Origin of the sequence: Pseudomonas sp. B33.4 (genome assembly GCF_034555375.1) — a bacterium.
Classification (GTDB): Bacteria; Pseudomonadota; Gammaproteobacteria; order Pseudomonadales; family Pseudomonadaceae; genus Aquipseudomonas.
The window spans coordinates 4,776,910-4,801,140 of record NZ_CP140706.1 but is presented as its reverse complement, the minus strand read 5'-3'; the positions used below and the strand labels follow the sequence as shown (position 1 = coordinate 4,801,140).

Here is a 24,231-nt window from a genome sequence, read left to right as displayed (position 1 = left end):
GCCTGATGCAAAATCGTCATTTGAAAAAGGAGAGTGCTGTGTCGCGTAGACGCGTCGTAGTCACCGGTATGGGTATGTTGTCGCCACTGGGCACGGATGTGCCGAGCAGTTGGCAGGGCATTCTGGCTGGCCGCAGTGGCATTGGTCTGATCGAACACACCGACCTTTCTGCCTATTCCACCCGCTTTGGCGGCTCGGTAAAGGGCTTCAATGTCGAGGAATACCTGTCGGTCAAGGAAGCACGCAAGCTTGACCTGTTCATTCAGTACGGTCTGGCGGCAGGCTTTCAAGCCGTGCGCAACGCCGGTCTGGAAGTTACCGATGCCAACCGTGAACGCATTGGCGTGGCCATGGGTTCGGGTATCGGCGGTCTGACCAACATCGAAGAAACCAGCCGTACCCTTCATGAGACGGGCCCGCGTCGAATCTCGCCATTCTTCGTGCCAGGCTCGATCATCAATATGATTTCCGGTTTCCTGTCCATCCATCTGGGGGCACAGGGACCTAACTACGCCATCGCCACCGCGTGTACCACCGGTACGCACTGCATCGGCATGGCGGCGCGCAACATCATGTACGACGAAGCCGACGTGATGATTGCCGGCGGTGCCGAAATGGCCGCGTGCGGTCTGGGCATGGGCGGCTTCGGCGCGTCCCGTGCGCTGTCGACCCGCAACGATGAGCCGACCCGCGCGAGCCGTCCATGGGACAAGGGTCGTGACGGTTTCGTATTGTCCGACGGTGCCGGCGCATTGGTTCTCGAAGAGCTGGAACACGCCAAGGCGCGCGGCGCGACCATCTATGCCGAACTCATCGGTTTCGGCACCAGCGGCGACGCGTTCCACATGACTTCGCCTCCTGCCGACGGCGCCGGTGCGGCCCGCTGCATCACCAACGCGCTGCGCGATGCGAAGATCAACGTCGATCAAGTGCAGTACATCAACGCCCACGGTACTTCGACCCCGGCCGGCGACCTCGCTGAAGCCAACGCGATCAAGTCGGTGTTCGGTGAACATGCCTACAAGCTGGCGGTCAGTTCGACCAAATCGATGACCGGTCATCTGTTGGGTGCGGCGGGCGCGGTCGAAGCGATCTTCAGCGTGCTGGCGATCAACAGTCAGGTGGCACCGCCGACCATCAACCTCGATGAGCCGGACGAAGGCTGCGATCTCGATTTCGTGGCGCACACTGCGCGCAACATGGACATCGATGTCGTGCTGTCCAACTCCTTCGGTTTTGGCGGCACCAACGGCACCCTGGCATTCCGCCGGTTTGCAGGCTGATGGACTGCTGGGTCGACGGTCAACCGGCTGACGCTCTGTCGCTGAAAGATCGCGGCCTGGCTTACGGCGATGGTCTGTTCGAGACTGTCGCCGTGCGTGGCGGCCAGCCGATCCTGCTGGATCGACACCTGACGCGATTGGCCGATGGCTGTTTGCGTCTGGCCATCGCGGCCGATATCGAGCTGATTCGCCAAGAGCTGCTGAGCTACGCCGCCGCCATGGGTGAGGGCGTGCTCAAGCTCATCCTCAGCCGTGGTGACGGTTTGCGCGGTTATGCGCCCGATCCGGCGGCGCCGGGCCGACGCATCCTGCAAGGCAATCCTCCTGCTGCTTATCCTGCTGTTCATGCCGAGCAGGGCGTGCGCCTGTTCCCGTGCAGCACGCGCCTGGCTACGCAGCCGTTGCTCGCCGGGCTCAAACACCTCAATCGCCTTGAACAGGTTCTCGCCCGTGCCGAATGGCAGGACAGCGAGCACGCCGAAGGCTTGATGCTCGATCAGGCCGGTCGAGTGATTGAGGGCGTGTTCAGCAACGTGTTTCTGGTACGCGACGGTGTGTTGATCACACCGGATCTGAAGCGCTGCGGCGTCGCCGGAGTGATGCGCGCGGAAATATTGTTTCAGGCCGAGTCATTGGCCATCCCCACCCAAGTCGCCGACATCAGCCTCGAACAGCTGCAATGGGCCGACGAAGTCTTTATCTGCAACAGCGTGTATGGCGTCTGGCCGGTACGCGCCTACGCTGCACTGAGCTGGTCGGTTGGCCCGCTCACCCGTAAACTGCAAACCATTGCCCGCGCCCTACTGGATGCCTGATTTGTGAGACGTAAACTTTTGCTGCTGCTGGAAACCGGACTGGTTCTGGCAGGGCTGTTGATGGGCGCCAGCGCCTGGAAGATTCACAGCGCACTGGAACAGCCTCTGAACATCACGCAGGAAGAACTGCTGGATGTGCCGAAAGGCTCCACCCCGACCCGTACTTTCCTTTCACTCGAAACCGATGGCGTCATCAAGGACGCGTTCTGGTTGCGGGTCTATTGGCGCTTCAACCTCGCCGGTACACCGATCCACAGCGGTGAATACCGCATGCAGCCGGGCATGACTGTCAACGGTCTGATCGACTTGTGGAAGCGTGGCGACGTGGTTCAGTACAGTCTGACGCTGGTTGAAGGCTGGAACTTCCATCAAGTGCGCGCGGCGTTGGCCAAAGACGAAAAAATCGAACAGACCCTGAACGGTTTGAGCGACAGCGACGTCATGGCGAAGATTGGTCATAAAGGGTTGTTCCCGGAAGGGCGTTTCTTCCCCGATACCTACCGCTTCGTGCGTGGCATGTCTGATGCCGAACTGCTGAAGAAAGCCTTTGATCGTCTCGACGAAGTGCTCGCCAATGAATGGGAAAAGCGTTCGGCCGATACGCCGTACACTGAGCCCTATCAAGCATTGATCATGGCGTCGCTGGTCGAGAAGGAAACCGGCGTACCCCAGGAGCGCGGGCAGATCGCCGGGGTCTTCGTGCGTCGCATGGCTCTGGGCATGCAATTGCAGACCGATCCGACCGTCATTTATGGCTTGGGCGATCGCTACACCGGCAAGTTGACCCGTGCCCATCTGAAGGAGCCGACGGCGTATAACACCTACGTGATTCCCGGCTTGCCGCCGACGCCGATTGCGATGGTCGGTCGTGAGGCGATTCACGCGGCGCTGAATCCAGTGGAAGGGACAAGTCTGTACTTCGTTGCACGTGGCGACGGCAGCCATGTCTTCTCTGATGATCTCGATGCGCATAACAATGCGGTGCGTGAGTATCAGCTCAAGCGCCGTGCGGATTACCGTTCCAGCCCCGCGCCGGCGGTAACGCCTGAAGCTGCTCCAGCGACGGAAGAAGCGATTCCAGCCGCATCACCGGATACGGCGCCGGAAGCGTTGCCGCAGGTTCCAGCTCAGGAGTCTGCGCCGACCCCGGCACCGGAAGCCGCCGCCCCACAAAACACGCAATGACTTTGAATAAGGACTGCCTGTGACTGGCTTGTTTATTACGCTGGAAGGCCCGGAAGGCGCCGGCAAAAGCACCAACCGCGAATACCTCGCCGAGCGCCTTCGCGCCGCCGGTATTGAAGTCGTGCTGACCCGCGAACCAGGCGGCACACCATTGGCCGAGCGGATTCGCGATGTGCTGCTGGCCCCGGCCGACGAAGTCATGAACCCCGACACCGAGCTGTTGCTGGTGTTCGCCGCACGCGCCCAGCATCTGGCCGAAGTGATTCGTCCGGCGCTGACCCGTGGTGCGGTGGTGCTGTGTGATCGCTTTACCGATTCGACCTACGCCTATCAGGGCGGCGGTCGCGGTTTGTCGCTGGAGCGCATCGCTGCGCTGGAAGCGTTCGTGCAAGGCGATCTGCGCCCGGATCTGACGCTGATTTTCGATCTGCCGGTGGAAATCGGTCTGGCCCGCGCCAGTGCCCGTGGTCGTCTGGATCGTTTCGAACTGGAAGGTCGGGCATTTTTCGAGGCCGTGCGTAGTGCCTTCCTCAAGCGTGCTGAAGCGGATCCCGCGCGTTATGTGCGCATCGATGCCGGTCAGTCGTTGGTCAAGGTTCAACAATCGCTGGATACCCTGATTCCGAATTTGCTGGAGCTGGCCCGTGGCTGAGGCCTACCCGTGGCAGGACAGCCTCTGGCAGCAACTGGCCGGGCGCAAGCAGCACGCGCACGCCTATCTGCTGCATGGGCCGGCGGGCATCGGCAAGCGCGCGTTGGCCGAACGCTTGATGGCCAGCCTGCTTTGCCAGCGGCCGACGCCGGACGCGTGCGGCGAGTGCAAATCCTGCCTGCTGCTCAGGGCCGGCAGTCACCCGGATAACTACATCCTCGAACCGGAAGAAGCCGACAAGGCGATCAAGGTCGATCAGGTGCGCGATCTGGTCAGTTTCGTGGTGCAGACTGCGCAGTTGGGCGGGCGCAAAGTGGTGCTGATCGAGCCGGTCGAGTCGATGAACATCAATGCCGCCAACGCCTTGCTGAAAAGCCTTGAAGAGCCGTCCGGCGATACGGTTTTGCTGTTGGTCAGCCATCAGACCAGCCGTTTGCTGCCGACTATCAAAAGCCGTTGCGTGCAGCAGGCCTGCCCGCTGCCGGGCGAGGCGATGAGTCTGCAATGGCTGGCGCAGGCGCTGCCGGACTGCTCCGAAGACGAGCGTGTCGAATTGCTGACGCTGGCCGCCGGTTCGCCGTTGATGGCGGTCAGTTTGCAATCCCAAGGCGTTCGCGAGCAACGTGCGCAAGTGGTCGAAGGCGTGAAGAAGTTGCTCAAGCAGCAGCAATCGCCGACGCAATTGGCCGAAGAGTGGAAAAGCATTCCGATGCTGCGCCTGTTCGACTGGTTCTGCGATTGGTCGAGCCTGATCCTGCGTTATCAATTGACCCAGGATGAAGCGGGTCTCGGTCTGACCGACATGCGTAAAGTCGTGCAGTACCTGGCGCAGAAAAGTGCGCAGGGCAAAGTGCTGGAGATTCAGGACTGGATTCTCGCCCAGCGCCAGAAAGTCATGAGCAAGGCCAACCTCAATCCGGCGTTGCTGCTGGAGGCGTTGTTGGTGCAATGGGCGGGATTGCCTGGTCAAAGATAAGAATGTGTACCTAGACTCTGACCATCAGCAGTGGAGGTCAACATGAATGAACCCGTCAGCCCGGGGCCACGCAACGGCATTTTGTCCCTGACCATCAAGGACAAGTCGGTGCTCTACGCCGCTTACATGCCGTTCATCAAGAACGGTGGCTTGTTCATCCCGACCAACAAGAGCTACAAGTTGGGCGACGAGGTGTTCATGCTGCTCAACCTGATGGACGAGGCCGAGAAAATTCCGGTGGCCGGCAAGGTCGCCTGGATCACGCCCAAAGGTGCGCAGGGCAATCGCGCCGCCGGTGTCGGCGTGCAGTTCAACGATGGCGACAACACCGCGCGCAGTCGCATCGAAACCCATCTGGCCGGAGCCCTGAAATCCGACCGTCCCACTCATACGATGTAAGTAGCCGTTTTTTTATGCTCGTAGATTCCCATTGTCACCTTGATCGCCTCGACCTCGCCGCCCATGACGGTTCGCTGGATGCTGCACTCGATGCAGCCCGGCAGCGCGGAGTAGGGCACTTCCTGTGCATCGGCGTCAGCGCCGACAACGCTGCCGACGTCAAAGCCCTGGCTGAGCGTTATGACGACGTTGATTGTTCGGTCGGTGTGCATCCGCTGGATGTGAAGCCGGGCGCGGCGCCTGCGCTGGACTGGCTGCTGCACGAACTCAATCACCCGAAAGTGGTGGCGATCGGTGAAACCGGCCTCGACTATCACTACGAGCCTGAAGCTGCCGAATTACAGCAGGAGTCGTTCCGCTTGCACCTGCAAGCGGCGCAGCAGACCGGCAAACCGGTGATCATCCACACCCGTGGCGCCCGTGCCGATACCCTTGAGTTGCTGCGTGATGTGGCCTTGCCGCAGGCCGGTGTACTGCATTGTTTTACCGAAGACTGGGACATGGCCAAAGCTGCACTGGACATGGGTTATTACATTTCCCTGTCGGGCATCGTCACCTTCCGTAATGCCGATGCTCTGCGTGATGTGGCGAGCAAAGTCCCGGCGGATCGTCTGCTGGTGGAAACCGATTCACCGTATCTGGCGCCGATTCCTTATCGCGGCAAGCCCAACCTGCCGCAATACGTGCGCGAGGTGGCGGAATTCCTGGCGATGTTGCGTGGTGAAAACTACGAGCGTTTTGCCGAGCAGACCACCGAGAACTTCAAGCGCCTGTTCCCGCTGGCGAGTGTTAAATCTGCCGTGTAGCCGATTGCCAAATCGCAGGCAAAAAAAACCCGGGTTCTGGGGGGTGAATCCGGGTTAAGACCATTAGGAGTAAAACAAAGGCACGCGGTCCCTTGGTACCTTTATCGGCGCGACACTTGGGGGAGATGTCGCCCGACAGTTCAAGTATTGATCAGTCTGGCGTGCAGTCCAGTGAGCCGGTCGGGGTTTTTAAACAAATTTGGAATACGTTTGCTTCAGTTGAGTTCTCATTGCGCCCAAAACGTTCTCAAAACGAACAAGAAACACAGATATGGTCGGATGATCCGTGCATTTTTGCGCAAGTTAGGCATAATACGCGGCTTCGAATTTTGACCCTTCAGACCTTTTCTTATGCACAAAGAACCTCGTAAGGTCCGTGAGTTTCGTCGCCGCGAGCAAGAAATTCTCGATACCGCGCTCAAGCTGTTCCTCGACCAGGGTGAAGACAGTGTCACCGTCGAGATGATTGCTGATGCCGTGGGTATCGGCAAAGGCACGATCTACAAGCACTTCAAATCCAAGGCCGAGATCTATCTGCGCCTGATGCTCGATTACGAGCGTGATTTGAACGAGCTGCTGCATTCGGCCGATGTCGACAAGGACAAGGAAGCGCTGTCCCGCGCCTACTTCGAATTTCGCATGCGTGACCCGCAGCGCTATCGCCTGTTCGACCGCCTCGAAGAGAAGGTGGTCAAGGGCAATCAGGTGCCGGAGATGGTCGAGGAGCTGCACAAGATCCGTGCCTCGAACTTCGAGCGCCTGACCCTGCTGATCAAGGGCCGCATCAGCGAAGGCAAGCTCGAAGACGTGCCGCCGTACTTCCACTACTGCGCAGCCTGGGCGCTGGTGCACGGCGCTGTGGCGCTGTATCACTCGCCGTTCTGGAGTAATGTGCTGGAAGATCAGGAAGGTTTCTTCCAGTTCCTGATGGACATCGGCGTGCGCATGGGCAACAAGCGCAAGCGCGATCCGGAAATCCCAAGCAGCTGAACCATTCAGTTGCCTTATTACGCCATTATTTCGCTACATGACGCAGTACCGCAGGAATATACTCAGGCATAGGGCTTGCTAAAACTTGATTTGTGAGTCAAGTTTTAGCGGCTCGAAATTCTTTCGCCGGAGTGATCATGATCGTTGACCGTCAAGGCAGGCGTTTTCGCAATTTGCGGATCAGCCTGACCTCAGCCTGCAATTACGCGTGTACCTACTGCGTGCCCAACGGCAAGCGGTTGGTGGCTGCGCAGGATGAATTGTCGGCCGAAGCCATGGCGCGTGGCGTGGCGTATCTGATCGAAGCCGCCGGCATCGAACGGCTGCGCATCACCGGCGGCGAGCCGCTGGTAAGTCCCAAACTCGAATCGTTCATGAGCGCTGTCGGCAAGATGGGGCTGGACGACATCAGCCTGACCACCAACGGTCAACTCCTCGCGAAAAAACTGCCGCTGCTGGTGGATGCCGGTCTGCGCCGGATCAACGTGTCCCTCGATACTCTCGATGCCAGCGCGTTCCGCAGCATCGCCCGAGGCGGCGACCTGGCGACTGTGCTCGATGGTATGGATCAGGCGAAAGCGGCGGGGATCAAGATCAAAGTCAATATGGTGCCGTTGCGCGGGCAGAACCTCGACCAGGTGATGCCGTTGCTCGATTACTGCCTTGAGCGCGGTTATGAACTGCGTTTCATCGAGCTGATGCGCATGGGCCATCTGGCCAAGGACAACAATGCGTTCCTGCAACAGTTCGTCAGCCTGCAGCAGTTGCTGGAGTTGATCGGCGAACGTTACGAGTACGCGCAAACCGACGCGCCCGTAGACGCTACCGCCGTGCGTTACGCGATTTCCGGTCTGGGCAACTTCGGCGTGATCGCCAACGAAAGCGTGCCGTTCTGCCGGACGTGCTCGCGCCTGCGCTTGTCGTCGACCGGTTGGCTGCATGGCTGCCTGTCGTCGAGCAACCGCCACTATGTCGGCGATCTGCTCGACAAGCCGCGCCATCAGGCATTGCCAGCGCTCCAGCGATTGCTGGTCAAGGCGTTGGGCGACAAGCAGGAAGTGGCCTTCTCGGGCGGCGCAACAGTCATGAAAATCATCGGCGGCTGAACTACCGCTTTCGCGAGCAGGCTCGCTCCTACCTTGGAATGTGTTCCCCTGTGGGAGCGAGCCTGCTCGCGAATACGATTTAACAATCAATGAAGAACCAGAGCTGGCGCAAAAGCTGCATCCAACGGCCATTCGCCGGTTTTCCGTCACCGGCCTCTGGAGGAATAGGATGCGTAGCCTGGTTTTGCTGCTGGCCGTTTTGGCACTCGGCGGCTGTATGACTGTCAGCGATATGGCCGAAGGCACTCGCTACCAGATGAGCGATGCGGGCTTGCTGGATCACAGCGACAGCCGTCGCGTAAACAACTTCCGCATTCAGCCGGACTCGTTCATCTACATCGCCCAAGGCGCCTTTGCACCACCGGGTGGTTCTTACCCGCGCCCCAACGTCGTGGCCGAAGAAGCCTTCAAAGGTTTCGTCGAATACTTCCCGATGGTTCGCCGCGCCCGTGCGCCGGAAGGTCTCGATCAGGCGATGGGCGAAGCTCGCGATGCCGGCGCCCACTATCTGCTGTACACGCGTTTCGCCAAGGCTGACGACCGCATCGGCAACTCCGATGAATGGCTTGATGAAGAGGCGGTCGATCGCCTCGGCATCGATGGCGGTGTGATTCAGATCATGTTGATCGAGACCAGCACCCAGTATTTGATTGATACTGCACGGATCAAGAGTCGTGGCGGTTTACTGACGTTCCACGACAGCAAGCCTGAAGACCTGATCGGCCCGCCGCTGGCACAGTACGCGCGCAGCCTGTTGGGAGTCGGCGACCAATAATTCAAGGAGAACGCCATGAGTGGCCCGCAAAAAGCCAATGACCTGTTGGGACAGATCCCGAAAACCAAAGGCTTGCCGCCGGTGCACTTGTGGAACCCGGACTTCTGCGGCGACATCGACATGCGTATCGCCCGCGACGGCACCTGGTACTACCTGGGCACGCCGATCGGACGCAAGCCGATGGTCAAACTGTTCTCGACGATCATGCGCCGCGATGGCGATGATTATTTCCTGATCACCCCGGTCGAGAGGGTCGGGATCAAAGTTGATGATGCGCCGTTTGTGGCGATTGCGGTCGAGGTTGAAGGCGAAGGGGAGGCGCAGTTGTTGCGCTTCACCACCAACGTTGAAGAAACCGCCGAGGCCGGGCCGGAGCATCCGATCCGCGTCGAGATCGATCCGGCGACGCAGGAGCCTGCGCCTTACGTACATGTGCGCACCAACCTTGAAGCGCTGATTCATCGCAATGTGTTCTACCAACTGGTGGAACTGGCGGTCAGCCGCGAAATCGGCGGGCAGCGCTGGCTCGGTGTGTGGAGCGGCGGCGAGTTCTTCCGCATCGGCCTCGAACCCTGAGACACACATCCCCCCTGTAGGAGTGAGCCTGCTCGCGATAGCGGTGGATCAGTCAATCCTTGTGGTGACTGACACTCCGCAATCGCGAGCAGGCTCACTCCTACAGGGGATTGTCGTTGACACTTAATCATATGATGATTAGCTTGGACACCCATCGCGATCCGCTTTGAGGTGTTCATGTCCAGCAGCTATCACGCATCCACGGTCGACTGGCTGGGCAGCTGGATCGCCGCTGGCCAGGTCAAACCGGGGCAGACCATCAAGGTCGAGGCCGATCTCGGCGAACAGCTCGGGGTCAGCCGCACGGTGATTCGCGAAGCAATCAAAACCCTCGTTGCCAAAGGCATGCTCGAAGTCGGGCCAAAAGTCGGCACCCGCGTGCTGCCGGTTCGGCGCTGGAATCTGTTTGATCCACAAGTCGTCGGTTGGCTGTCGCGTAATGGCCTGCCGGAAAACTTTGTCGATGACCTGCTCGATCTGCGCCGCACCATCGAACCGATGGCCGTGCGCTGGGCGTGCGAGCGCGCGACGCTGGAACAGATTGAAGCGGTGCAACTGGCTTACAACGCCCTCGAGCGCGCGGTCGACAGCAGCACCGATTACAACCGCGCCGATCAGTCCTTCCACGAGTGCATCCTCGCGGCGAGCCACAATCAGTTCATCGAACAAATGGTCCCGGCGCTCGGCGCGTTGCTCGCGGTGTCATTTGAAGTTTCTGCGGCCGACCCGGATGAACTGCGCCGCACTTTGCCGATCCACAAAGACATGGCGGATGCCATCGCCGCCCGCGATTCCGCCCGCGGTGTGTGGGCGTGCATGACCCTGATCGACAATGCGGATCTGGCGATCAAACGTTTCTACCCGAAAGTCATGGCCGACAGAAAAGCCAGCTGAATACACCGAGATCCCCTGTGGGAGCGAGCTTGCTCGCGAATGCGTCAAGTCAGATACATCATCATTGACTGACACGACGCATTCGCGAGCAAGCTCGCTCCCACAGTAAAACAACTACAAAGAAGGAGTTGATATGACGTGGACCGCCCTGACCCAACACCGCGCCCAGCTCGGCGAAGGCCCATTCTGGGACGCACCGACCCAGGCACTGTACTGGGTCGATATCGCCGGTAAACAGGCCCTGCGTCTGATCGGCCAGAACGTACAGATCTGGCAGATGCCCGAACATGTTTCCGCGTTCATCCCCTGCGCCAGCGGCGATGCACTGGTGACCTTGAGCGGCGGCGTGTACCGTCTCGATCTCGACTCTCCGGGCCTCGAACCACGTCTGACGCTGTTCTGCGTCGCCGACCCGCAACCGGGTAATCGCCCCAACGAAGCACGCTGCGATGGCCAAGGTCGCCTGTGGCTCGGCACCATGCAGAACAACATCGGCGAGCTGGGCGAAGATCTGCCAATCGTTCGTCGTTCCGGTGGTTTGTTCCGCGTCGATCCCGATAAGCGTGTCACACCGTTACTGCGTAATCTGGGAATTCCCAACACCTTGTTGTGGAGCGACGACGGCACCACGCTGTTGTTCGGCGACAGTCTCGACAGCACGCTCTACCGATATTTCATTCACACCGACGGCAACCTTGGCGCGGCTGAAACCTGGTACGGCCCCGACCAGCAGGGCGGCCCGGATGGGTCCGCAATGGACGCCGAAGGCTACATCTGGAATGCCCGCTGGGACGGCAGTTGCCTGCTGCGTCTGTCACCGGATGGCAAAGTCGAGCGCAAAATCGACCTGCCCGTCAGCCGCCCGACCAGTTGTGTATTCGGCGGTGAAGACCTGAAAACCCTGTTTATCACCAGCGCCAAGAGTCCGAACAACCATCCACTGGATGGCGCGGTAATGACAATGCGCGTTGATGTTGCAGGAAAACTCTGTACGCGCTTTGCGGATTGAATCCCAAAATATGGGATGCAAAATTATATATTGAGATTATTTGGCGGTCGGGTTTATAGTCGGCAACAGCAGTAACACGCACTCACACTTAAAAAGAACAAAACAGGTGAAGTGATGCAGCGAATGTCTATCGCACTCCCGTGTGGAGTCCGCGTCTCGCAACGGCCCCAAGCTGTCGGCCGCGCCTGCCTGTTTCGTTCAAACCGCCTTCCAGACCGGACATCGGCAGATGCCCGGTTTTTTTGTGCTCGCGAAACAGGAGTCCTGTTCCATGGCTGAACCTCTTTCCCTGCCGTCGGTGCCCGCACCGCCGAAGGGCGAGCGTCTGAAAAACAAGGTCGTGCTGCTGACCGGCGCCGCGCAAGGCATTGGCGAAGCCATCGTCGCTGCCTTCGCCTCGCAGCAAGCGAAACTGGTTATCAGCGATATCCAGGCTGAGAAGGTCGAGCAGGTTGCCGCGCACTGGCGTGGGCAGGGTTACGACGTGCAGGCGCTCAAGGCCGATGTCTCGCGTCAGCACGATCTGCACGCCATGGCCAAACGTGCCATTGAACTGCACGGGCGCATTGATGTGTTGGTCAACTGCGCCGGGGTCAACGTGTTCCGTGATCCGCTGCAAATGACCGAAGAGGACTGGCATCGCTGCTTCGCCATTGACCTCGATGGCGCCTGGTTCGGCTGCAAAGCGGTGCTGCCGCAGATGATCGAGCAGGGCGTCGGCAGCATCATCAACATCGCCTCGACCCATTCCAGCCACATCATTCCCGGCTGCTTCCCGTACCCGGTGGCCAAGCACGGTTTGCTCGGCCTGACCCGCGCGCTCGGCATCGAGTACGCCGCAAAGGGAATTCGCGTTAACGCCATCGCGCCTGGTTACATCGAAACGCAGTTGAACGTCGATTACTGGAACGGTTTCGCCGACCCGCACGCCGAACGTCAGCGCGCCTTCGATCTGCACCCGCCGAAGCGCATCGGTCAGCCGCTTGAAGTGGCAATGACCGCGGTATTTCTGGCCAGCGATGAGGCACCGTTCATCAATGCTTCATGCATCACCATCGATGGTGGGCGCTCGGTGATGTACCACGACTGAGCGCAGCGGCTTTCACGCGGATAGATCCGTTTGCAATCCAATCATCATACGATATGACTATTTTCAACAGGCTTTGCAGGAACACGCTTTAACGCTTTTCAAACATTGCTCAAAAAAAATAACAAGGAGTCAGCTTATGAAACGTCGTTTCGGGATTCGTACCCTGTGCAGTACCGCCCTGGCGGTCACCGCGTTCAGCCTGAGCAGTGCGCTGCTCGCTGCCGACACCGTGAAAATCGGTTTTCTGGTCAAGCAGGCTGAAGAGCCGTGGTTCCAGACCGAGTGGGCCTTTGCCGAGAAGGCCGCCAAGGACAAGGGCTTCGAACTGATCAAGATCGCCGTGCCGGATGGCGAGAAAACCCTCTCGGCCATCGACAGCCTCGCTGCCAACGGCGCCAAGGGTTTTGTGATCTGCCCGCCGGATGTCTCGCTCGGCCCGGCGATCATGGCCAAAGCCAAGCTTAATGACTTGAAAGTGATTGCCGTCGACGACCGTTTTGTCGACGCCAACGGCAAGTTCATGGAAGACGTGCCATACCTCGGCATGGCCGCGTTCGAAGTCGGCCAGAAGCAAGGCAATGCCATGGTCGCCGAAGCGAAAAAGCGCAACTGGGACTGGAAAGACACTTACGCCGTGGTCAACACCTACAACGAACTCGACACCGGCAAGAAGCGCACCGACGGCTCGGTGAAATCCCTTGAAGACGCCGGCATGCCGAAAGACCACATCCTCTTCGCCGCGCTGAAAACCCTCGACGTGCCAGGCAGCATGGACGCCACCAACTCGGCGCTGGTGAAACTGCCGAGCGCGGCGAAAAACCTGATCATTGGCGGCATGAACGACAACACCGTGCTTGGCGGCGTGCGCGCCACTGAAGCGGCCGGTTTTGCCGCGACCAACGTGATCGGCATCGGCATCAACGGCACCGACGCCATCGGCGAACTGAAAAAGCCCAACAGCGGCTTCTTCGGTTCGATGCTGCCAAGCCCGCACATCGAAGGCTACAAGACCGCCGAGATGATGTACGAGTGGGTCACCACCGGCAAAGAACCGCCGAAGTACACCGCGATGGACGACGTCACCCTGATCACCCGCGAGAACTTCAAGCAAGAGCTGGAAAAAATCGGCCTGTGGAACTGATGCCGCGACGGCCCGGGCAGCCGGGCCGTTTTTCGGTGTGAAGAGGTGGCTTTATGCACGCGCAAGTACAGACACAAGCACAACACAGCTCAAGCGGCAGTCTGCGTTTCAACGGGATCGGTAAATCCTTTCCTGGGGTGAAAGCGCTGGACGCGATCAGCTTCGTCGCGCATCCGGGCCAGGTTCATGCCTTGATGGGCGAGAACGGCGCCGGCAAATCGACCCTGCTGAAAATCCTCGGCGGTGCTTACATCCCGAGCAGCGGCGAGTTGCAGATCGGCGAGCAGACCATGGCGTTCAAGTCGACCGCCGACAGCATCGGCAGCGGTGTCGCGGTGATTCACCAGGAGCTGCATCTGGTGCCGGAGATGACCGTCGCCGAAAACCTGTTTCTCGGCCATCTGCCGGCCAGTTTCGGCTTGATCAATCGCAGCACGCTGCGCCAGCAAGCGTTGAATTGCCTGAAAGGCCTGGCCGACGAAATCGACCCGCAAACCAAGGTAGGACGCCTGTCCCTCGGCCAGCGGCAACTGGTGGAAATCGCCAAAGCGCTGTCGCGTGGCGCCCATGTCATCGCTTTCGACGAACCGACCAGTAGCCTCTCGGCGCGCGAGATCGACCGCTTGATGGCGATCATCGGCCGCCTGCGCGACGAAGGCAAAGTCGTGCTCTATGTCTCCCATCGCATGGAAGAAGTGTTCCGCATCTGCGACGCGGTGACGGTGTTCAAGGACGGTCGCTACGTGCGCACCTTCGACGACATGAGCCAGTTGAGCCACGATCAACTGGTGACCTGCATGGTCGGTCGCGACATTCAGGACATCTACGATTATCGCCATCGTCCACGCGGCGCCGTCGCGCTGAAAGTCGACGGTTTGCTCGGCCCGGGTCTGCGTGAGCCGATCAGCTTCGAGGCGCACAAAGGTGAAATCCTCGGTTTGTTCGGGCTGGTCGGGGCAGGGCGCACCGAGCTGTTTCGCCTGCTCAGCGGTCTTGAACGCAATACCGCTGGACGCCTCGAACTGCGCGGTCATGAGCTGAAACTGCGCTCACCGCGCGACGCGATTGCCGCCGGGATTTTGCTGTGCCCGGAAGATCGCAAGAAGGAAGGCATCATCCCGCTGGCCAGCGTTGCCGAAAACATCAACATCAGTGCGCGCGGGGCCAACTCTGGCCTTGGTTGTCTGATTCGCGGTTTGTGGGAAAAGGGCAACGCCGACAAACAGATCAAAGCATTGAAAGTGAAAACCCCGCACGCCGGTCAGCAAATCAAGTTCCTTTCCGGCGGCAACCAACAGAAGGCCATTCTCGGCCGCTGGCTGTCGATGCCGATGAAGGTTTTGCTGCTCGATGAGCCGACGCGTGGCATCGACATCGGCGCCAAGGCTGAGATCTACCAGATCATCCATAACCTCGCCGCCGACGGCATTTCGGTGATCGTGGTGTCCAGCGACCTGATGGAAGTGATGGGCATTTCCGACCGCATTCTGGTGCTCTGCGAAGGCGCCCTGCGCGGCGAAATCAGCCGCGACCAGGCCAATGAATCCAACCTGCTGCAACTGGCTTTGCCGCGCCACCGCGCTGACGGCGTGGCGAACTGAGAGGTGACTATGATGACAACCCAAAACGAAACCCTGCCGACCGCGCGCAAACCCTTGGACATGCGCCGTTTCCTTGATGACTGGGTCATGTTGCTGGCGGCGATCGGCATCTTCATCGCTTGCACACTGCTGATCGATAACTTCCTCTCGCCGCTGAACATGCGTGGCCTGGGCCTGGCGATTTCCACCACCGGGATCGCCGCGTGCACGATGTTGTACTGCCTGGCGTCGGGCCACTTCGACTTGTCGGTGGGCTCGGTGATTGCCTGCGCCGGCGTGGTCGCGGCGGTGGTGATGCGCGACACCAACAGCGTGTTTCTGGGTGTCAGTGCGGCGTTGGTGATGGGCCTGATTGTCGGGCTGATCAACGGGATTGTGATCGCCAAGTTGCGCGTCAATGCGTTGATCACCACGTTGGCGACCATGCAGATTGTTCGCGGTCTGGCTTACATTTTTGCCAATGGCAAAGCGGTGGGCGTGTCGCAGGAATCGTTCTTCGTCTTCGGCAACGGCCAGTTGTTTGGTGTGCCGGTGCCGATTCTGATCACCATCGTCTGCTTTCTGTTCTTTGGCTGGTTGCTGAATTACACCACCTACGGGCGCAACACCATGGCCATTGGTGGCAACCAGGAGGCGGCGCTGCTCGCGGGCGTGAACGTTGACCGGACCAAGATCATTATCTTTGCCGTGCATGGCGTGATTGGTGCACTGGCCGGGGTGATTCTGGCGTCGCGGATGACCTCCGGACAGCCGATGATTGGTCAGGGTTTTGAGCTGACGGTGATCTCTGCTTGTGTGTTGGGCGGGGTGTCGTTGAGCGGCGGGATCGGCATGATCCGGCATGTGATTGCCGGGGTGTTGATTCTGGCGATTATTGAGAATGCGATGAACCTGAAGAATATTGATACCTTCTACCAATACGTTATCCGTGGTTCGATCCTGCTGTTGGCCGTCGTGATTGACCGTCTGAAGCAGCGCTAAGATCAAGAGCCCCTCACCCCAGCCCTCTCCCGGAGGGAGAGGGGGCCGACCGAGGTGTCTGGCGTGATATATCGACCTGAAAGATTGTGTCGATTATGGATTCAGCAAGGCGCTTTCAGGTCGGCGAACCTCCTGAGCATCCCCCATTCAGTCCCCTCTCCCTCCGGGAGAGGGCTAGGGTGAGGGGCTATTGATTTTCCCGCCTTTCGTCACTACCCCTAAATTTACCTTGCTCGACCGCACCCGTTTCGGTTATCAATTTGTACATGATTAGACAGGTACGATTTGACAAGAAACAACGGGTGGTCGACGAACTCGTCCGGCGCATCGAAAGCGGCCTCATGGAGGACGGCTTTCTGTTGCCCGGCGAACATCAGTTGGCTCAAGAATTCAAAGTCAGCCGAGGTACGCTGCGCGAAGCGCTGGCCGAACTGAAACGGCGCAATTACATCGCCACGCAAAGCGGCGTCGGCTCCATCGTCACCTTCGACGGTGTTGCCCTCGACCAGCGCAGCGGCTGGGCGCAGGCCTTGGCCGACAGCGGGGCGATGATCAATACCGAAGTGTTGCGTCTGGAAGCCGTGACCCGGCCCGATCTGCTGGCGCGTTTTGGCACCGATCAATTCATCACCCTCGACCGTCGCCGCCGCTCCAATGAAGGCACGTTGGTGTCCCTCGAGCGCTCCTTGATGCCGGCCAGTGGCGGCCTGGAAAGCTTGCCGCGTGTCGGTCTGATCGACAATTCCCTGACCATCACCCTGGCCGCTTACGGCTACATCGGCGAGCGTGGCGATCAATGGATCGGCGCCGAACCGTTGAATGCCGAAGACGCCGAACTGCTCGGGCGCCCGACCGGCACCGTTTTCCTCAAGGCGCTGCGCACCACCTATGACCGCCAGAACCGTTTCATGGAGCAGGTCGAAAGCCTGCTCGACCCGGTGCATTTCCGTCTGCACCTGCAATTTGGAGAATCGAAATGACCGCGCTCAACCGTGCCCTCGGCGCTTTCTATGGCCTGGCCCTCGGTGATGCGCTGGGCATGCCGACCCAATCGCTGAACCGCGAAACCATCAAGACTCGTTTCGGCCAGATCACCGACCTGCAGGACGCCGGCCCCCTGCAACCGATCGCCGCGAACATGCCCAAAGGCTCGATCACCGACGACACCGAACAGGCGATTCTGGTCGGTGAGTTGCTGGTCGAAGGCAAGGGTCGCATCGAACCGGCGATCCTCGCGCAACGTTTGATCGAGTGGGAAGCCGCGATGCAGGCCAAGGGCTCGCAGGATTTGCTCGGGCCGTCGACCAAACGCGCCATCGAAATGATCCTCGCCGGCCACTCGCCGGAAGAGGCCGGGCGTTACGGCACCACCAACGGCGCGGCGATGCGCATTACGCCGGTGGGGATTGCAGCGGATGTTGCCGACCCTGAACAGTTCATCGCGGCGGTGGTGCAAGCCTGTCAGGTGACTCACAACACCACGCTGGGGATTTCCAGCGCGGCGGCGGTGGCGGCGGTGGTGTCTGCCGGCATCAACGGCATGGACCTGGGCGAGGCGTTGAACCTCGGTCAGCACATCGCGCAGCAAGCCGAGGCGCACGGGCACTGGGTCGCCGGTGGGCGCATTGCTTCACGTATCAGTTGGGCGCGCACCATCAGTGTCGATAGCGACAAGGCGTTACTGGCTGATCTGCTCTACGACGTGATCGGTACTTCGGTGGCGTCGCAGGAGTCGGTGGTGGTTTCGTTCGCGCTGGCGCAGCAAGTCGCGGTCGGTGAGATGAGCGCGTTTGATGCGCTGTGCATGGCCGCCAGCCTTGGTGGTGACACCGATACCATTGCGGCGATTCTCGGTGCCATGCTCGGGGCCTGCCTGGGCCTTGAGAGTTGGCCGGTGCCGATGGTCGACACAGTGAAAGCGGTCAATCATCTGGAGCTTGAACCGTTGGTGCAGGGGCTGTTGGCTTTGCGCTGATTGAACTGATGCCATCGCTGGCAAGCCAGCTTCCACAGGTTTTTGCTGTGAACACACATTTGTGTACACCCTGATCCCTGTGGGAGCTGGCTTGCCAGCGATAGGCGCACCGCATAATCGAATATTCACCCGCAATGGATCGCGCAGACAGGCCGAGGACGGCCGCGATGTCTTGTCGTTTTGCATCATTGCCACAACCACAAAGAAGGCAAACAGGAGCACCTTCATGAGTTCATCAAACGCCGGGCAAAGCGCCGGGCAACTGGAAACCCGCGGCATCGAACCGGTGCCGGAAGCCGAGTGCAACGGCCATCCGCTGCAACTGTTCTGGGTCTGGTTCGCCGCCAACATTTCCATCCTCGGTCTGCCGCTGGGCGCCACGCTGGTGGCGTTTCGCGGGCTGGCGATCTGGCAGGCGATCATCGTTGCAATCATCGGTGCTGCCGGTTCGTTTGCGGTGGTCGGGATCATCTCGATTGCCGGGCGCCGTGGCCGCGCGCCGAGCCTGACCTTGTCGCGAGCGATCTTCGGTGTGCGCGGCAATATCGGCCCGACGCTGGTCTCGCTGATGTCGCGTCTCGGTTGGGAAACCGTCAACACCACCACCGCCGCCTTCGTGCTGCTGTCGCTGTGCTCGATTCTGTTCGGCTCACCGGTTGAGGCGAAAAGCGCACCGGTACTGACGCTGATCTTCATCGCCATTTTCGTCCTGCTGACCTTGTCGGTTTCTGGCCTCGGCCACGCGACCTTGCTGGTGATCCAGAAGTGGGCGACCTACGTGTTCGGCGCGCTGAATCTTCTGGTCGGCGGTTTCCTCTGCGCGACCATCGACTGGAGCGCGGTGTTCAACGCCACGCCAGCGCCGATGAGCGCAATGATCATCGGTATCGGCACCATGGCTGCCGGCACCGGGATTGGCTGGGCCAACGCGGGTGCCGACATGTCGCGCTACCAGCATCGCAGCGTCAAGGCTGTGCGTCTGGTCGCGTCTGCGGCGTTTGGTGCGGGGATTCCACTGGTGCTGTTGATCACCCTCGGCGGCTTGCTGTCGGTGGGTAACAACGACCTCGCCTCGGCGACTGACCCGATCGTGGCGATCCGCGACATGTTGCCAACGTGGATGGCGGTGCCGTACCTGATCACTGCATTCGGTGGCCTGTTGCTGTCGAACAACCTGTCGGTGTATTCCGCTGGTTTGACCACGCTGACCCTCGGCCTCAAGGTCAAACGCGTCTACGCGGTGGTGGTCGATATCGTCGCGATCTTCGCCGGTTCGATTTACTTCATGCTGATCGCCGACAGCTTCTACGGCCCGTTCATCACGTTCATTTCCCTGCTGGCAGTGCCGATCACCGCGTGGGTCGGGATCTTCGTCGTTGACCTGATCCACCGTCACTACTACAGCCCCAAAGACCTGCTCGACGTCAGCCCGAGCAGCGCCTACTGGTATCGTGGCGGCATCGAGTGGCGTGCGTTTGGTGCGTGGGCGATTGCCATCGTCCTTGGTTTCAGCTTCACCACCATCGGCACCACTGCCGAAAACGTCTGGTTCAAGGGCTTCCTGTCCGATTCGTGGCTGGGCCACAACGGCCTCGGCTGGATCGTGACCTTCGTCGTCGCCGGTGGCATTTACTTCGTCCTCGGTGGGGCGAAAGATCGCCGCGCCGCGCAAACCGAGAATGCTCATGCCTAAGATGTTGCACACCGGCCAGGTCATCATCGACCTGGTCATGGCCGTGGATAAACTGCCGCAGATTGGCGGTGACGTACTGGCGCAGTCGGCCGGTTTCGAAGCCGGTGGCGGGTTCAATGTGATGGCGGCAGCGGTGCGTAATGGCCTGCCGGTGGTGTATCTCGGTCGCCATGGCAGCGGGCGTTTCGGCGATCTCGCGCGTCAGGCGATGAACATTGAAGGCATTCAGATTGGCATCCGCGAGCCTGCGCAGCGTGACACCGGTTTGTGTGTGGCGCTGACCGATGCGTCGGCCGAGCGCAGTTTTATTTCCTATATCGGCGCTGAAGGCGAGGTGACGGAAGCGGACCTGAACAGCGTCGCGGCCGAGGCCAGCGATTATGTTTATCTCAGCGGCTACAGCCTGCTCCACGAAGGCAAGGCGCAGGCGTTGCTCGACTGGACGCTGGCACTGCCGGATTCGATCAACGTGGTATTCGATCCGGGCCCGCTGGTGGAATCGCCGGAGTCGCCGATGATGCGGGCGTTGCTGCCGCGCATCGATGTGTGGACCAGCAACAGTGTCGAGGCGCTGCGGTTTACCGGGGCTGAGGATATTGGCGTGGCGCTGGATCGTCTCGCCGAACACTTGCCCGAAGACGTGTTGATGGTGGTGCGGGATGGGCCACAGGGTTGCTGGATTCAACAGGCCGGTGAGCGTCGGCATGTGCCGGGGTTTGCCGTGAATGCGGTAGACAGCAATGGCGCCGGTGATGCCCATGCCGGGGTGTTCGTTGCCGGGTTGGCGCAGGGTTTGACTGCACACGAAGCGGCGCGACGGGCAAATGCGGCGGCGGCTTTGGCGGTAACCCGCTGGGGACCGGCGACTTCACCGGGTGCGGCTGAGGTGGATGCGTTTATCCGCGAGTCCGGCGGCGCTTGATCAACCGCTATCGCTGGCAAGCCAGCGATGGGGCCATCAGCCTCATTACACAAATCAGCTGGCTTTACGCAACGCCTCGATCAACTCCTGCTTGCGCATCGAAGAGCGCCCCGGAATCTGCTTCGCCCGGGCCTCTTTCATCAAACTATCAACCGTCTGGGTATCGCGCGAGGTCTTGCTGTTACGCGAATGTCCCTCACGAGAGGCCACCGCGCGCCGCGATGACTCTTTGCGATCTTCAGACTTGGCACTCGCCGGTTTATGGCGTCCGGAACCGCCGGCCTTTTCGCCGCCGCCCGATTGCTTGTTCACCGTCGCCCAAGCGCGCGCTTCGGCTTCATTTTTCGACAGACCCTTGTTCTCATAGCTGTCTTCGATGTGCTCGGCCTTGCGTTTCTGTTCGGCGGTGTATTTGTCTTTGCTTCCACGAGGCATGGGAGTTCTCCTCTCGTGTGCAGTTTGTGTGCAGATCAGGCCGCTCGCCACACAGGCAGCGAGCGGCCACAGGACTACTGCAGATCCAGCTTGCGCGCCGCCTCAACGCCAGCGGCACTGAGCTTGATCGGCAGGTTCAACGAATGTTCGCCAGCCTCGTTGCAGGTCACATGCCCATGGTGAATCAGTCCACGATCCTGCAAAGCGGCGAGGGCGCTGGCCACGACTTTCTCGCCCCGGTAATTGTCCAGCACCTCCTTGCCCAGACCACTCGGGTGGGCGTGCAACAGGCGGGTGAGGACTTCTTTTTCCAGGTTTTTATCGACGTTCATGGTTACCTCTTCATTGGGTTGAACAGGACGCTCGCGTCGGCGAACTACTGACCGGAGCCTTCGGAGCCCGAGCCACCGGTGGTGGTTTTCGAGCCGATGCCGGGGCCGGCATTATCGGGAGCAGCAGGGGAGTCGGGCGTGTTCATGCCCCCTTGGCGGCCGGGGTCACTGCCTTGCGTGCGTGGATCCGTACCAGTGGCAGGGGGCTGGTTGATCAACGGCACGCCCGAGCCATCGGTATTCATACCGGGAGCACTGTTGATGGCGGGGGCGCGTGGCGGGGTCGGGTCGGTAGGGCCGGTGCCCGCAGCGGTGGCGGATGCGGCGAAAACCGCAGGGCAGAGCAGGGCGCTGAATACGAAAGCGGTCAACCTTGACGGGATCATAGGGCGTCTCCAGTGATTGGAATCCTTACCTGTCGTTGGTCTGCCCTCTGATCGGATTGGTGCCTGATCAGCGACGAACGGTCTGGATTGCCTGCGCCGATTTCAGACTGATCCGTCGCCAGAGCAAGCGGCCCAGGGTAATCAACCAGTTGGCCAACGCGACGATCAAAACCGTCAACAGCAGCGTGCTCATGCCGTGTTCGACGATGATTTTCCCGGCCATCAACGGGAAGCCAAACACACCGACGAAGTAAGAAAGGCTGAACAGCAACAACGCCTGCGATGTCGTGCCGGCCGGTGCTTCGTTGGCGGCCTGGCCATTGATCACCGAATACGTCAGGCCATAACCGACGCCGAGCATCACGGCTGCCAGCAGGTAAGTGAGTCCGCTGTGCACGCCGAACGCGAACAGCACAATTGAACCCAACATCAGCCCCGACAGCAGGCACGACGCCCGCAGCGGATCACGTTTGACCACCACGCCTGCGATCAACATCCGACTGCTGATGGCCGCGCTCATGAAACCAAGAAAGAACAGCGAATAGTCCAGCGAGCGGGCAGCGGCGTAGCTTGTCTGAAAACTCGACAGACCACCGAACACGCAACCGCCGAGACCGACCATGATGATCGCAAACACGGCGCGAGAACCGAGCACTTGAGTCGTTGCCTGCCAGGTGATGCTCGCCGCTGCGGGAGCTTGCGTCCCTTTCAGTCGAGCGCCGAGACGCCAGAACAGCAGCACACCAATCAAACTTGCCGACGCCGCCAGATAGAACGCCGAAGTCACCGGCAAACCCAGCGCACTCGCCGCGCGCCCCAGCAGCGGGCCGCTGCCGATCCCGGTCATCATGCTGCCCGACAGCAGCGCAAAGTACTTTGCCCGCTGCGCCGGCGTGACCAGACTGGCAACGATGATCGGCCCCAAGGTGTAAAAAACGCCCCAGCCCAAACCCAGCAACAAACCGAACAACAGCAGCAGGTGACCAAAGCCCGGTGTCAGCGCAAAACCCAGACTTGCCGCCACCAGCAACAGCCCGAACAGGGCAATCGAACGTGCCGCACCCAGCCAGTCCGACAAATGTCCGGATACCAGCACCGCGACAAACGTACTGAGCATCGCCGCCGAAATCACACTGCCGGCGTCGTGTTCATTACCGCCGCGAGAACCGATCAACAACGACAGTAAAAACGTCGAGCCGTAGGACAGCGACAGCAGGTAACTGGCGAGGCAGAACAGGCCGAACAACTTGCCTGAAACCTTGGGTGTTGCTTGCGACATGACGCGGTTCCTTGACCGGAAAAATTGAGCGTCATCTGTTTAACACGGCAGGCTGGCGGATTAGGTCTGAGCTTGGCGAAGTCAGGATCACTGCACGCCGGAGTAATGCTCAAGCGATGCCGATCTCTTCTTTGAATTGCTCCATGAAACCCTTCAGACGCTGATGGCGGATCTGCGCCAGGCGCTGGCCGGTGGCGGTCTGGAAACCGTCAGCGAGGTGCAGCAGTTTGGTCTGGAAATGATCCAGGCAAAAACGCTTGTCGTCATAATCACGCGCTTTCGCTTCGGGATCCTGCGGGTCGTACAACGCCGAGCCCATGCGCCCGGCGATATAGAACGTACGGGCGACGCCGAGCATGCCCAAAGAGTCGAGGCGGTCGGCGTCCTGGACGATTTTCGCTTCGCGGGTGCGTGGGGTGATGTTGGCGGAGAAACTGTGGGCTTCGATGGCGTGGGCGACTTCACTGGTTTTTGCTGTCGGCCAATTCATTCCGGCTAGCACTGCAGAAGCTTTTTCCGCCGCAAGACGCGAAGCCTGCGAACGCAGCGGTGAATTTTTCTCGATCGCCACGCAATCGTGCAGCAGGACGGCGGCAAGCAACACCTCCAGATCGCCGCCTTCTTCGTCATGCAGCGTACGCACGTTGTGCCAGACCCGTTGCAGGTGGGCGAGGTCGTGGGCGCCGTCGTCGGACGGTTCCAGAGCGTGCGGCAGTAGCTCTGCTGCCAGTGCCGCCACGGGTGTAAAAAACTCAAGGTTCATAAGCATCCTTTCAGATTGTCGAAGTTCCTGTGGGAGCGAGCCTGCTCGCGAAGGCGTCCTTCCAGTCACCGGCATTGTTGAATGACAGAATGTATTCGCGAGCAGGCTCGCTCCCACAGGGGCAGCAGTTTTTGTAACAGTGCGCAGGGTAGTGTGTGTTTTGCCAT

Annotated in this window: 26 protein-coding genes; 21 read left to right on the top strand and 5 right to left on the bottom strand. The window is 60.1% G+C overall.

The annotated features are described in order from the left end of the window. Positions 1-38 precede the first annotated feature (38 nt). The 21 genes from fabF to U6037_RS20990 all read left to right on the top strand — a co-directional run bounded on the left by fabF (position 39) and on the right by U6037_RS20990 (position 20,869). Complete coding sequence (fabF, locus tag U6037_RS21090) at positions 39-1,283, top strand: beta-ketoacyl-ACP synthase II (protein ID WP_242205861.1); 1,245 nt, start codon at positions 39-41, stop codon at positions 1,281-1,283. After that, positions 1,283-2,098 (top strand): aminodeoxychorismate lyase, encoded by an 816-nt coding sequence (gene pabC, locus U6037_RS21085; RefSeq protein ID WP_322844412.1) that lies wholly within the window; start codon positions 1,283-1,285, stop codon positions 2,096-2,098. The genes fabF and pabC overlap by 1 nt, the downstream gene beginning before the upstream one ends. 3 nt (positions 2,099-2,101) lie before the next feature. After that, positions 2,102-3,283 carry an endolytic transglycosylase MltG gene (gene mltG / locus U6037_RS21080; RefSeq protein WP_242205857.1) on the top strand — a complete coding sequence of 394 codons (1,182 nt, stop codon included), beginning with the start codon at positions 2,102-2,104 and terminating at the stop codon, positions 3,281-3,283. A 19-nt stretch (positions 3,284-3,302) separates the two neighbouring features. Next, positions 3,303-3,935, top strand: coding sequence for a dTMP kinase (gene tmk, locus U6037_RS21075; protein ID WP_322844411.1), 633 nt, complete (start codon positions 3,303-3,305; stop codon positions 3,933-3,935). After that, complete coding sequence (locus U6037_RS21070) at positions 3,928-4,911, top strand: DNA polymerase III subunit delta' (RefSeq protein ID WP_322844410.1); 984 nt, start codon at positions 3,928-3,930, stop codon at positions 4,909-4,911. Before tmk ends, U6037_RS21070 begins: the two co-directional genes overlap by 8 nt. A 42-nt stretch (positions 4,912-4,953) precedes the next feature. Beyond that, positions 4,954-5,310 carry a PilZ domain-containing protein gene (locus U6037_RS21065; protein ID WP_007950801.1) on the top strand — a complete coding sequence of 119 codons (357 nt, stop codon included), beginning with the start codon at positions 4,954-4,956 and terminating at the stop codon, positions 5,308-5,310. 14 nt (positions 5,311-5,324) lie between these two features. Further along, the gene (locus tag U6037_RS21060; RefSeq protein ID WP_322844409.1) at positions 5,325-6,116 is read left to right on the top strand and encodes a TatD family hydrolase; all 792 of its coding nucleotides are present in this window, start codon (positions 5,325-5,327) and stop codon (positions 6,114-6,116) included. 351 nt (positions 6,117-6,467) lie between these two features. Beyond that, positions 6,468-7,106 carry a TetR/AcrR family transcriptional regulator gene (locus U6037_RS21055; RefSeq protein ID WP_160059005.1) on the top strand — a complete coding sequence of 213 codons (639 nt, stop codon included), beginning with the start codon at positions 6,468-6,470 and terminating at the stop codon, positions 7,104-7,106. Positions 7,107-7,243: 137 nt separating this feature from the next. Continuing rightward, complete coding sequence (locus U6037_RS21050; RefSeq protein ID WP_322844408.1) at positions 7,244-8,212, top strand: GTP 3',8-cyclase MoaA; 969 nt, start codon at positions 7,244-7,246, stop codon at positions 8,210-8,212. A 169-nt stretch (positions 8,213-8,381) separates the two neighbouring features. Continuing rightward, entirely contained in the window at positions 8,382-8,987 is a 606-nt protein-coding gene (locus U6037_RS21045) for a DUF4823 domain-containing protein (RefSeq protein WP_007908280.1), read from the top strand. 15 nt (positions 8,988-9,002) lie between these two features. Next, positions 9,003-9,563, top strand: coding sequence for a DUF1285 domain-containing protein (locus U6037_RS21040; protein WP_322844407.1), 561 nt, complete (start codon positions 9,003-9,005; stop codon positions 9,561-9,563). A gap of 177 nt (positions 9,564-9,740) precedes the next feature. After that, positions 9,741-10,457 (top strand): FadR/GntR family transcriptional regulator, encoded by a 717-nt coding sequence (locus tag U6037_RS21035; protein ID WP_322844406.1) that lies wholly within the window; start codon positions 9,741-9,743, stop codon positions 10,455-10,457. A gap of 133 nt (positions 10,458-10,590) precedes the next feature. Next, complete coding sequence (locus U6037_RS21030; RefSeq protein WP_322844405.1) at positions 10,591-11,466, top strand: SMP-30/gluconolactonase/LRE family protein; 876 nt, start codon at positions 10,591-10,593, stop codon at positions 11,464-11,466. A gap of 271 nt (positions 11,467-11,737) precedes the next feature. Further along, positions 11,738-12,556 (top strand): SDR family oxidoreductase, encoded by an 819-nt coding sequence (locus U6037_RS21025; protein ID WP_322844404.1) that lies wholly within the window; start codon positions 11,738-11,740, stop codon positions 12,554-12,556. 136 nt (positions 12,557-12,692) lie between these two features. Next, entirely contained in the window at positions 12,693-13,697 is a 1,005-nt protein-coding gene (locus tag U6037_RS21020) for a substrate-binding domain-containing protein (protein ID WP_077574064.1), read from the top strand. Between the two features lie 53 nt (positions 13,698-13,750). Continuing rightward, positions 13,751-15,298, top strand: coding sequence for an L-arabinose ABC transporter ATP-binding protein AraG (araG, locus tag U6037_RS21015; RefSeq protein ID WP_322844403.1), 1,548 nt, complete (start codon positions 13,751-13,753; stop codon positions 15,296-15,298). Between the two features lie 12 nt (positions 15,299-15,310). Then, complete coding sequence (gene araH / locus U6037_RS21010; RefSeq protein WP_034155398.1) at positions 15,311-16,279, top strand: L-arabinose ABC transporter permease AraH; 969 nt, start codon at positions 15,311-15,313, stop codon at positions 16,277-16,279. A gap of 266 nt (positions 16,280-16,545) precedes the next feature. After that, positions 16,546-17,259, top strand: a complete 714-nt coding sequence (locus tag U6037_RS21005; RefSeq protein WP_322844402.1) for a GntR family transcriptional regulator — start codon at positions 16,546-16,548, stop codon at positions 17,257-17,259. Next, complete coding sequence (locus U6037_RS21000; RefSeq protein WP_322844401.1) at positions 17,256-18,254, top strand: ADP-ribosylglycohydrolase family protein; 999 nt, start codon at positions 17,256-17,258, stop codon at positions 18,252-18,254. Before U6037_RS21005 ends, U6037_RS21000 begins: the two co-directional genes overlap by 4 nt. A 226-nt stretch (positions 18,255-18,480) precedes the next feature. Continuing rightward, complete coding sequence (locus U6037_RS20995; protein WP_242205838.1) at positions 18,481-19,947, top strand: purine-cytosine permease family protein; 1,467 nt, start codon at positions 18,481-18,483, stop codon at positions 19,945-19,947. Further along, entirely contained in the window at positions 19,940-20,869 is a 930-nt protein-coding gene (locus tag U6037_RS20990; protein WP_322844400.1) for a PfkB family carbohydrate kinase, read from the top strand. The genes U6037_RS20995 and U6037_RS20990 overlap by 8 nt, the downstream gene beginning before the upstream one ends. Before the next feature lie 54 nt (positions 20,870-20,923). On the opposite strand, the gene U6037_RS20985 is transcribed toward U6037_RS20990, so the two are convergent. From U6037_RS20985 to U6037_RS20965, 5 genes are all read right to left on the bottom strand, one after another. Further along, positions 20,924-21,304, bottom strand: coding sequence for a Rho termination factor N-terminal domain-containing protein (locus tag U6037_RS20985; protein ID WP_322844399.1), 381 nt, complete (start codon positions 21,302-21,304; stop codon positions 20,924-20,926). 74 nt (positions 21,305-21,378) lie between these two features. After that, positions 21,379-21,636 (bottom strand): hypothetical protein, encoded by a 258-nt coding sequence (locus U6037_RS20980; RefSeq protein WP_016986009.1) that lies wholly within the window; start codon positions 21,634-21,636, stop codon positions 21,379-21,381. A gap of 44 nt (positions 21,637-21,680) precedes the next feature. Then, positions 21,681-22,022, bottom strand: a complete 342-nt coding sequence (locus U6037_RS20975; RefSeq protein ID WP_322844398.1) for a hypothetical protein — start codon at positions 22,020-22,022, stop codon at positions 21,681-21,683. A gap of 67 nt (positions 22,023-22,089) precedes the next feature. Further along, entirely contained in the window at positions 22,090-23,301 is a 1,212-nt protein-coding gene (locus U6037_RS20970) for an MFS transporter (protein WP_322844397.1), read from the bottom strand. 109 nt (positions 23,302-23,410) lie between these two features. After that, positions 23,411-24,064, bottom strand: coding sequence for an HD domain-containing protein (locus tag U6037_RS20965; protein ID WP_322844396.1), 654 nt, complete (start codon positions 24,062-24,064; stop codon positions 23,411-23,413). Positions 24,065-24,231: the final 167 nt, after the last annotated feature.

What these genes read in the sequence shown, in the direction of transcription:
- pabC (WP_322844412.1), top strand. Translation starts at nt 1,283, where the DNA reads ATGGACTGCTGGGTCGACGGTCAACCGGCTGACGCTCTGTCGCTGAAA.
- U6037_RS21065 (WP_007950801.1), top strand. Translation starts at nt 4,954, where the DNA reads ATGAATGAACCCGTCAGCCCGGGGCCACGCAACGGCATTTTGTCCCTG.
- U6037_RS21060 (WP_322844409.1), top strand. Translation starts at nt 5,325, where the DNA reads ATGCTCGTAGATTCCCATTGTCACCTTGATCGCCTCGACCTCGCCGCC.
- U6037_RS21055 (WP_160059005.1), top strand. Translation starts at nt 6,468, where the DNA reads ATGCACAAAGAACCTCGTAAGGTCCGTGAGTTTCGTCGCCGCGAGCAA.
- U6037_RS21050 (WP_322844408.1), top strand. Translation starts at nt 7,244, where the DNA reads ATGATCGTTGACCGTCAAGGCAGGCGTTTTCGCAATTTGCGGATCAGC.
- U6037_RS21045 (WP_007908280.1), top strand. Translation starts at nt 8,382, where the DNA reads ATGCGTAGCCTGGTTTTGCTGCTGGCCGTTTTGGCACTCGGCGGCTGT.
- U6037_RS21040 (WP_322844407.1), top strand. Translation starts at nt 9,003, where the DNA reads ATGAGTGGCCCGCAAAAAGCCAATGACCTGTTGGGACAGATCCCGAAA.
- U6037_RS21035 (WP_322844406.1), top strand. Translation starts at nt 9,741, where the DNA reads ATGTCCAGCAGCTATCACGCATCCACGGTCGACTGGCTGGGCAGCTGG.
- U6037_RS21030 (WP_322844405.1), top strand. Translation starts at nt 10,591, where the DNA reads ATGACGTGGACCGCCCTGACCCAACACCGCGCCCAGCTCGGCGAAGGC.
- U6037_RS21025 (WP_322844404.1), top strand. Translation starts at nt 11,738, where the DNA reads ATGGCTGAACCTCTTTCCCTGCCGTCGGTGCCCGCACCGCCGAAGGGC.
- U6037_RS21020 (WP_077574064.1), top strand. Translation starts at nt 12,693, where the DNA reads ATGAAACGTCGTTTCGGGATTCGTACCCTGTGCAGTACCGCCCTGGCG.
- araG (WP_322844403.1), top strand. Translation starts at nt 13,751, where the DNA reads ATGCACGCGCAAGTACAGACACAAGCACAACACAGCTCAAGCGGCAGT.
- araH (WP_034155398.1), top strand. Translation starts at nt 15,311, where the DNA reads ATGACAACCCAAAACGAAACCCTGCCGACCGCGCGCAAACCCTTGGAC.
- U6037_RS21005 (WP_322844402.1), top strand. Translation starts at nt 16,546, where the DNA reads ATGATTAGACAGGTACGATTTGACAAGAAACAACGGGTGGTCGACGAA.
- U6037_RS21000 (WP_322844401.1), top strand. Translation starts at nt 17,256, where the DNA reads ATGACCGCGCTCAACCGTGCCCTCGGCGCTTTCTATGGCCTGGCCCTC.
- U6037_RS20995 (WP_242205838.1), top strand. Translation starts at nt 18,481, where the DNA reads ATGAGTTCATCAAACGCCGGGCAAAGCGCCGGGCAACTGGAAACCCGC.
- U6037_RS20990 (WP_322844400.1), top strand. Translation starts at nt 19,940, where the DNA reads ATGCCTAAGATGTTGCACACCGGCCAGGTCATCATCGACCTGGTCATG.
- U6037_RS20985 (WP_322844399.1), bottom strand. Translation starts at nt 21,304, where the DNA reads ATGCCTCGTGGAAGCAAAGACAAATACACCGCCGAACAGAAACGCAAG.
- U6037_RS20980 (WP_016986009.1), bottom strand. Translation starts at nt 21,636, where the DNA reads ATGAACGTCGATAAAAACCTGGAAAAAGAAGTCCTCACCCGCCTGTTG.
- U6037_RS20975 (WP_322844398.1), bottom strand. Translation starts at nt 22,022, where the DNA reads ATGATCCCGTCAAGGTTGACCGCTTTCGTATTCAGCGCCCTGCTCTGC.
- U6037_RS20970 (WP_322844397.1), bottom strand. Translation starts at nt 23,301, where the DNA reads ATGTCGCAAGCAACACCCAAGGTTTCAGGCAAGTTGTTCGGCCTGTTC.
- U6037_RS20965 (WP_322844396.1), bottom strand. Translation starts at nt 24,064, where the DNA reads ATGAACCTTGAGTTTTTTACACCCGTGGCGGCACTGGCAGCAGAGCTA.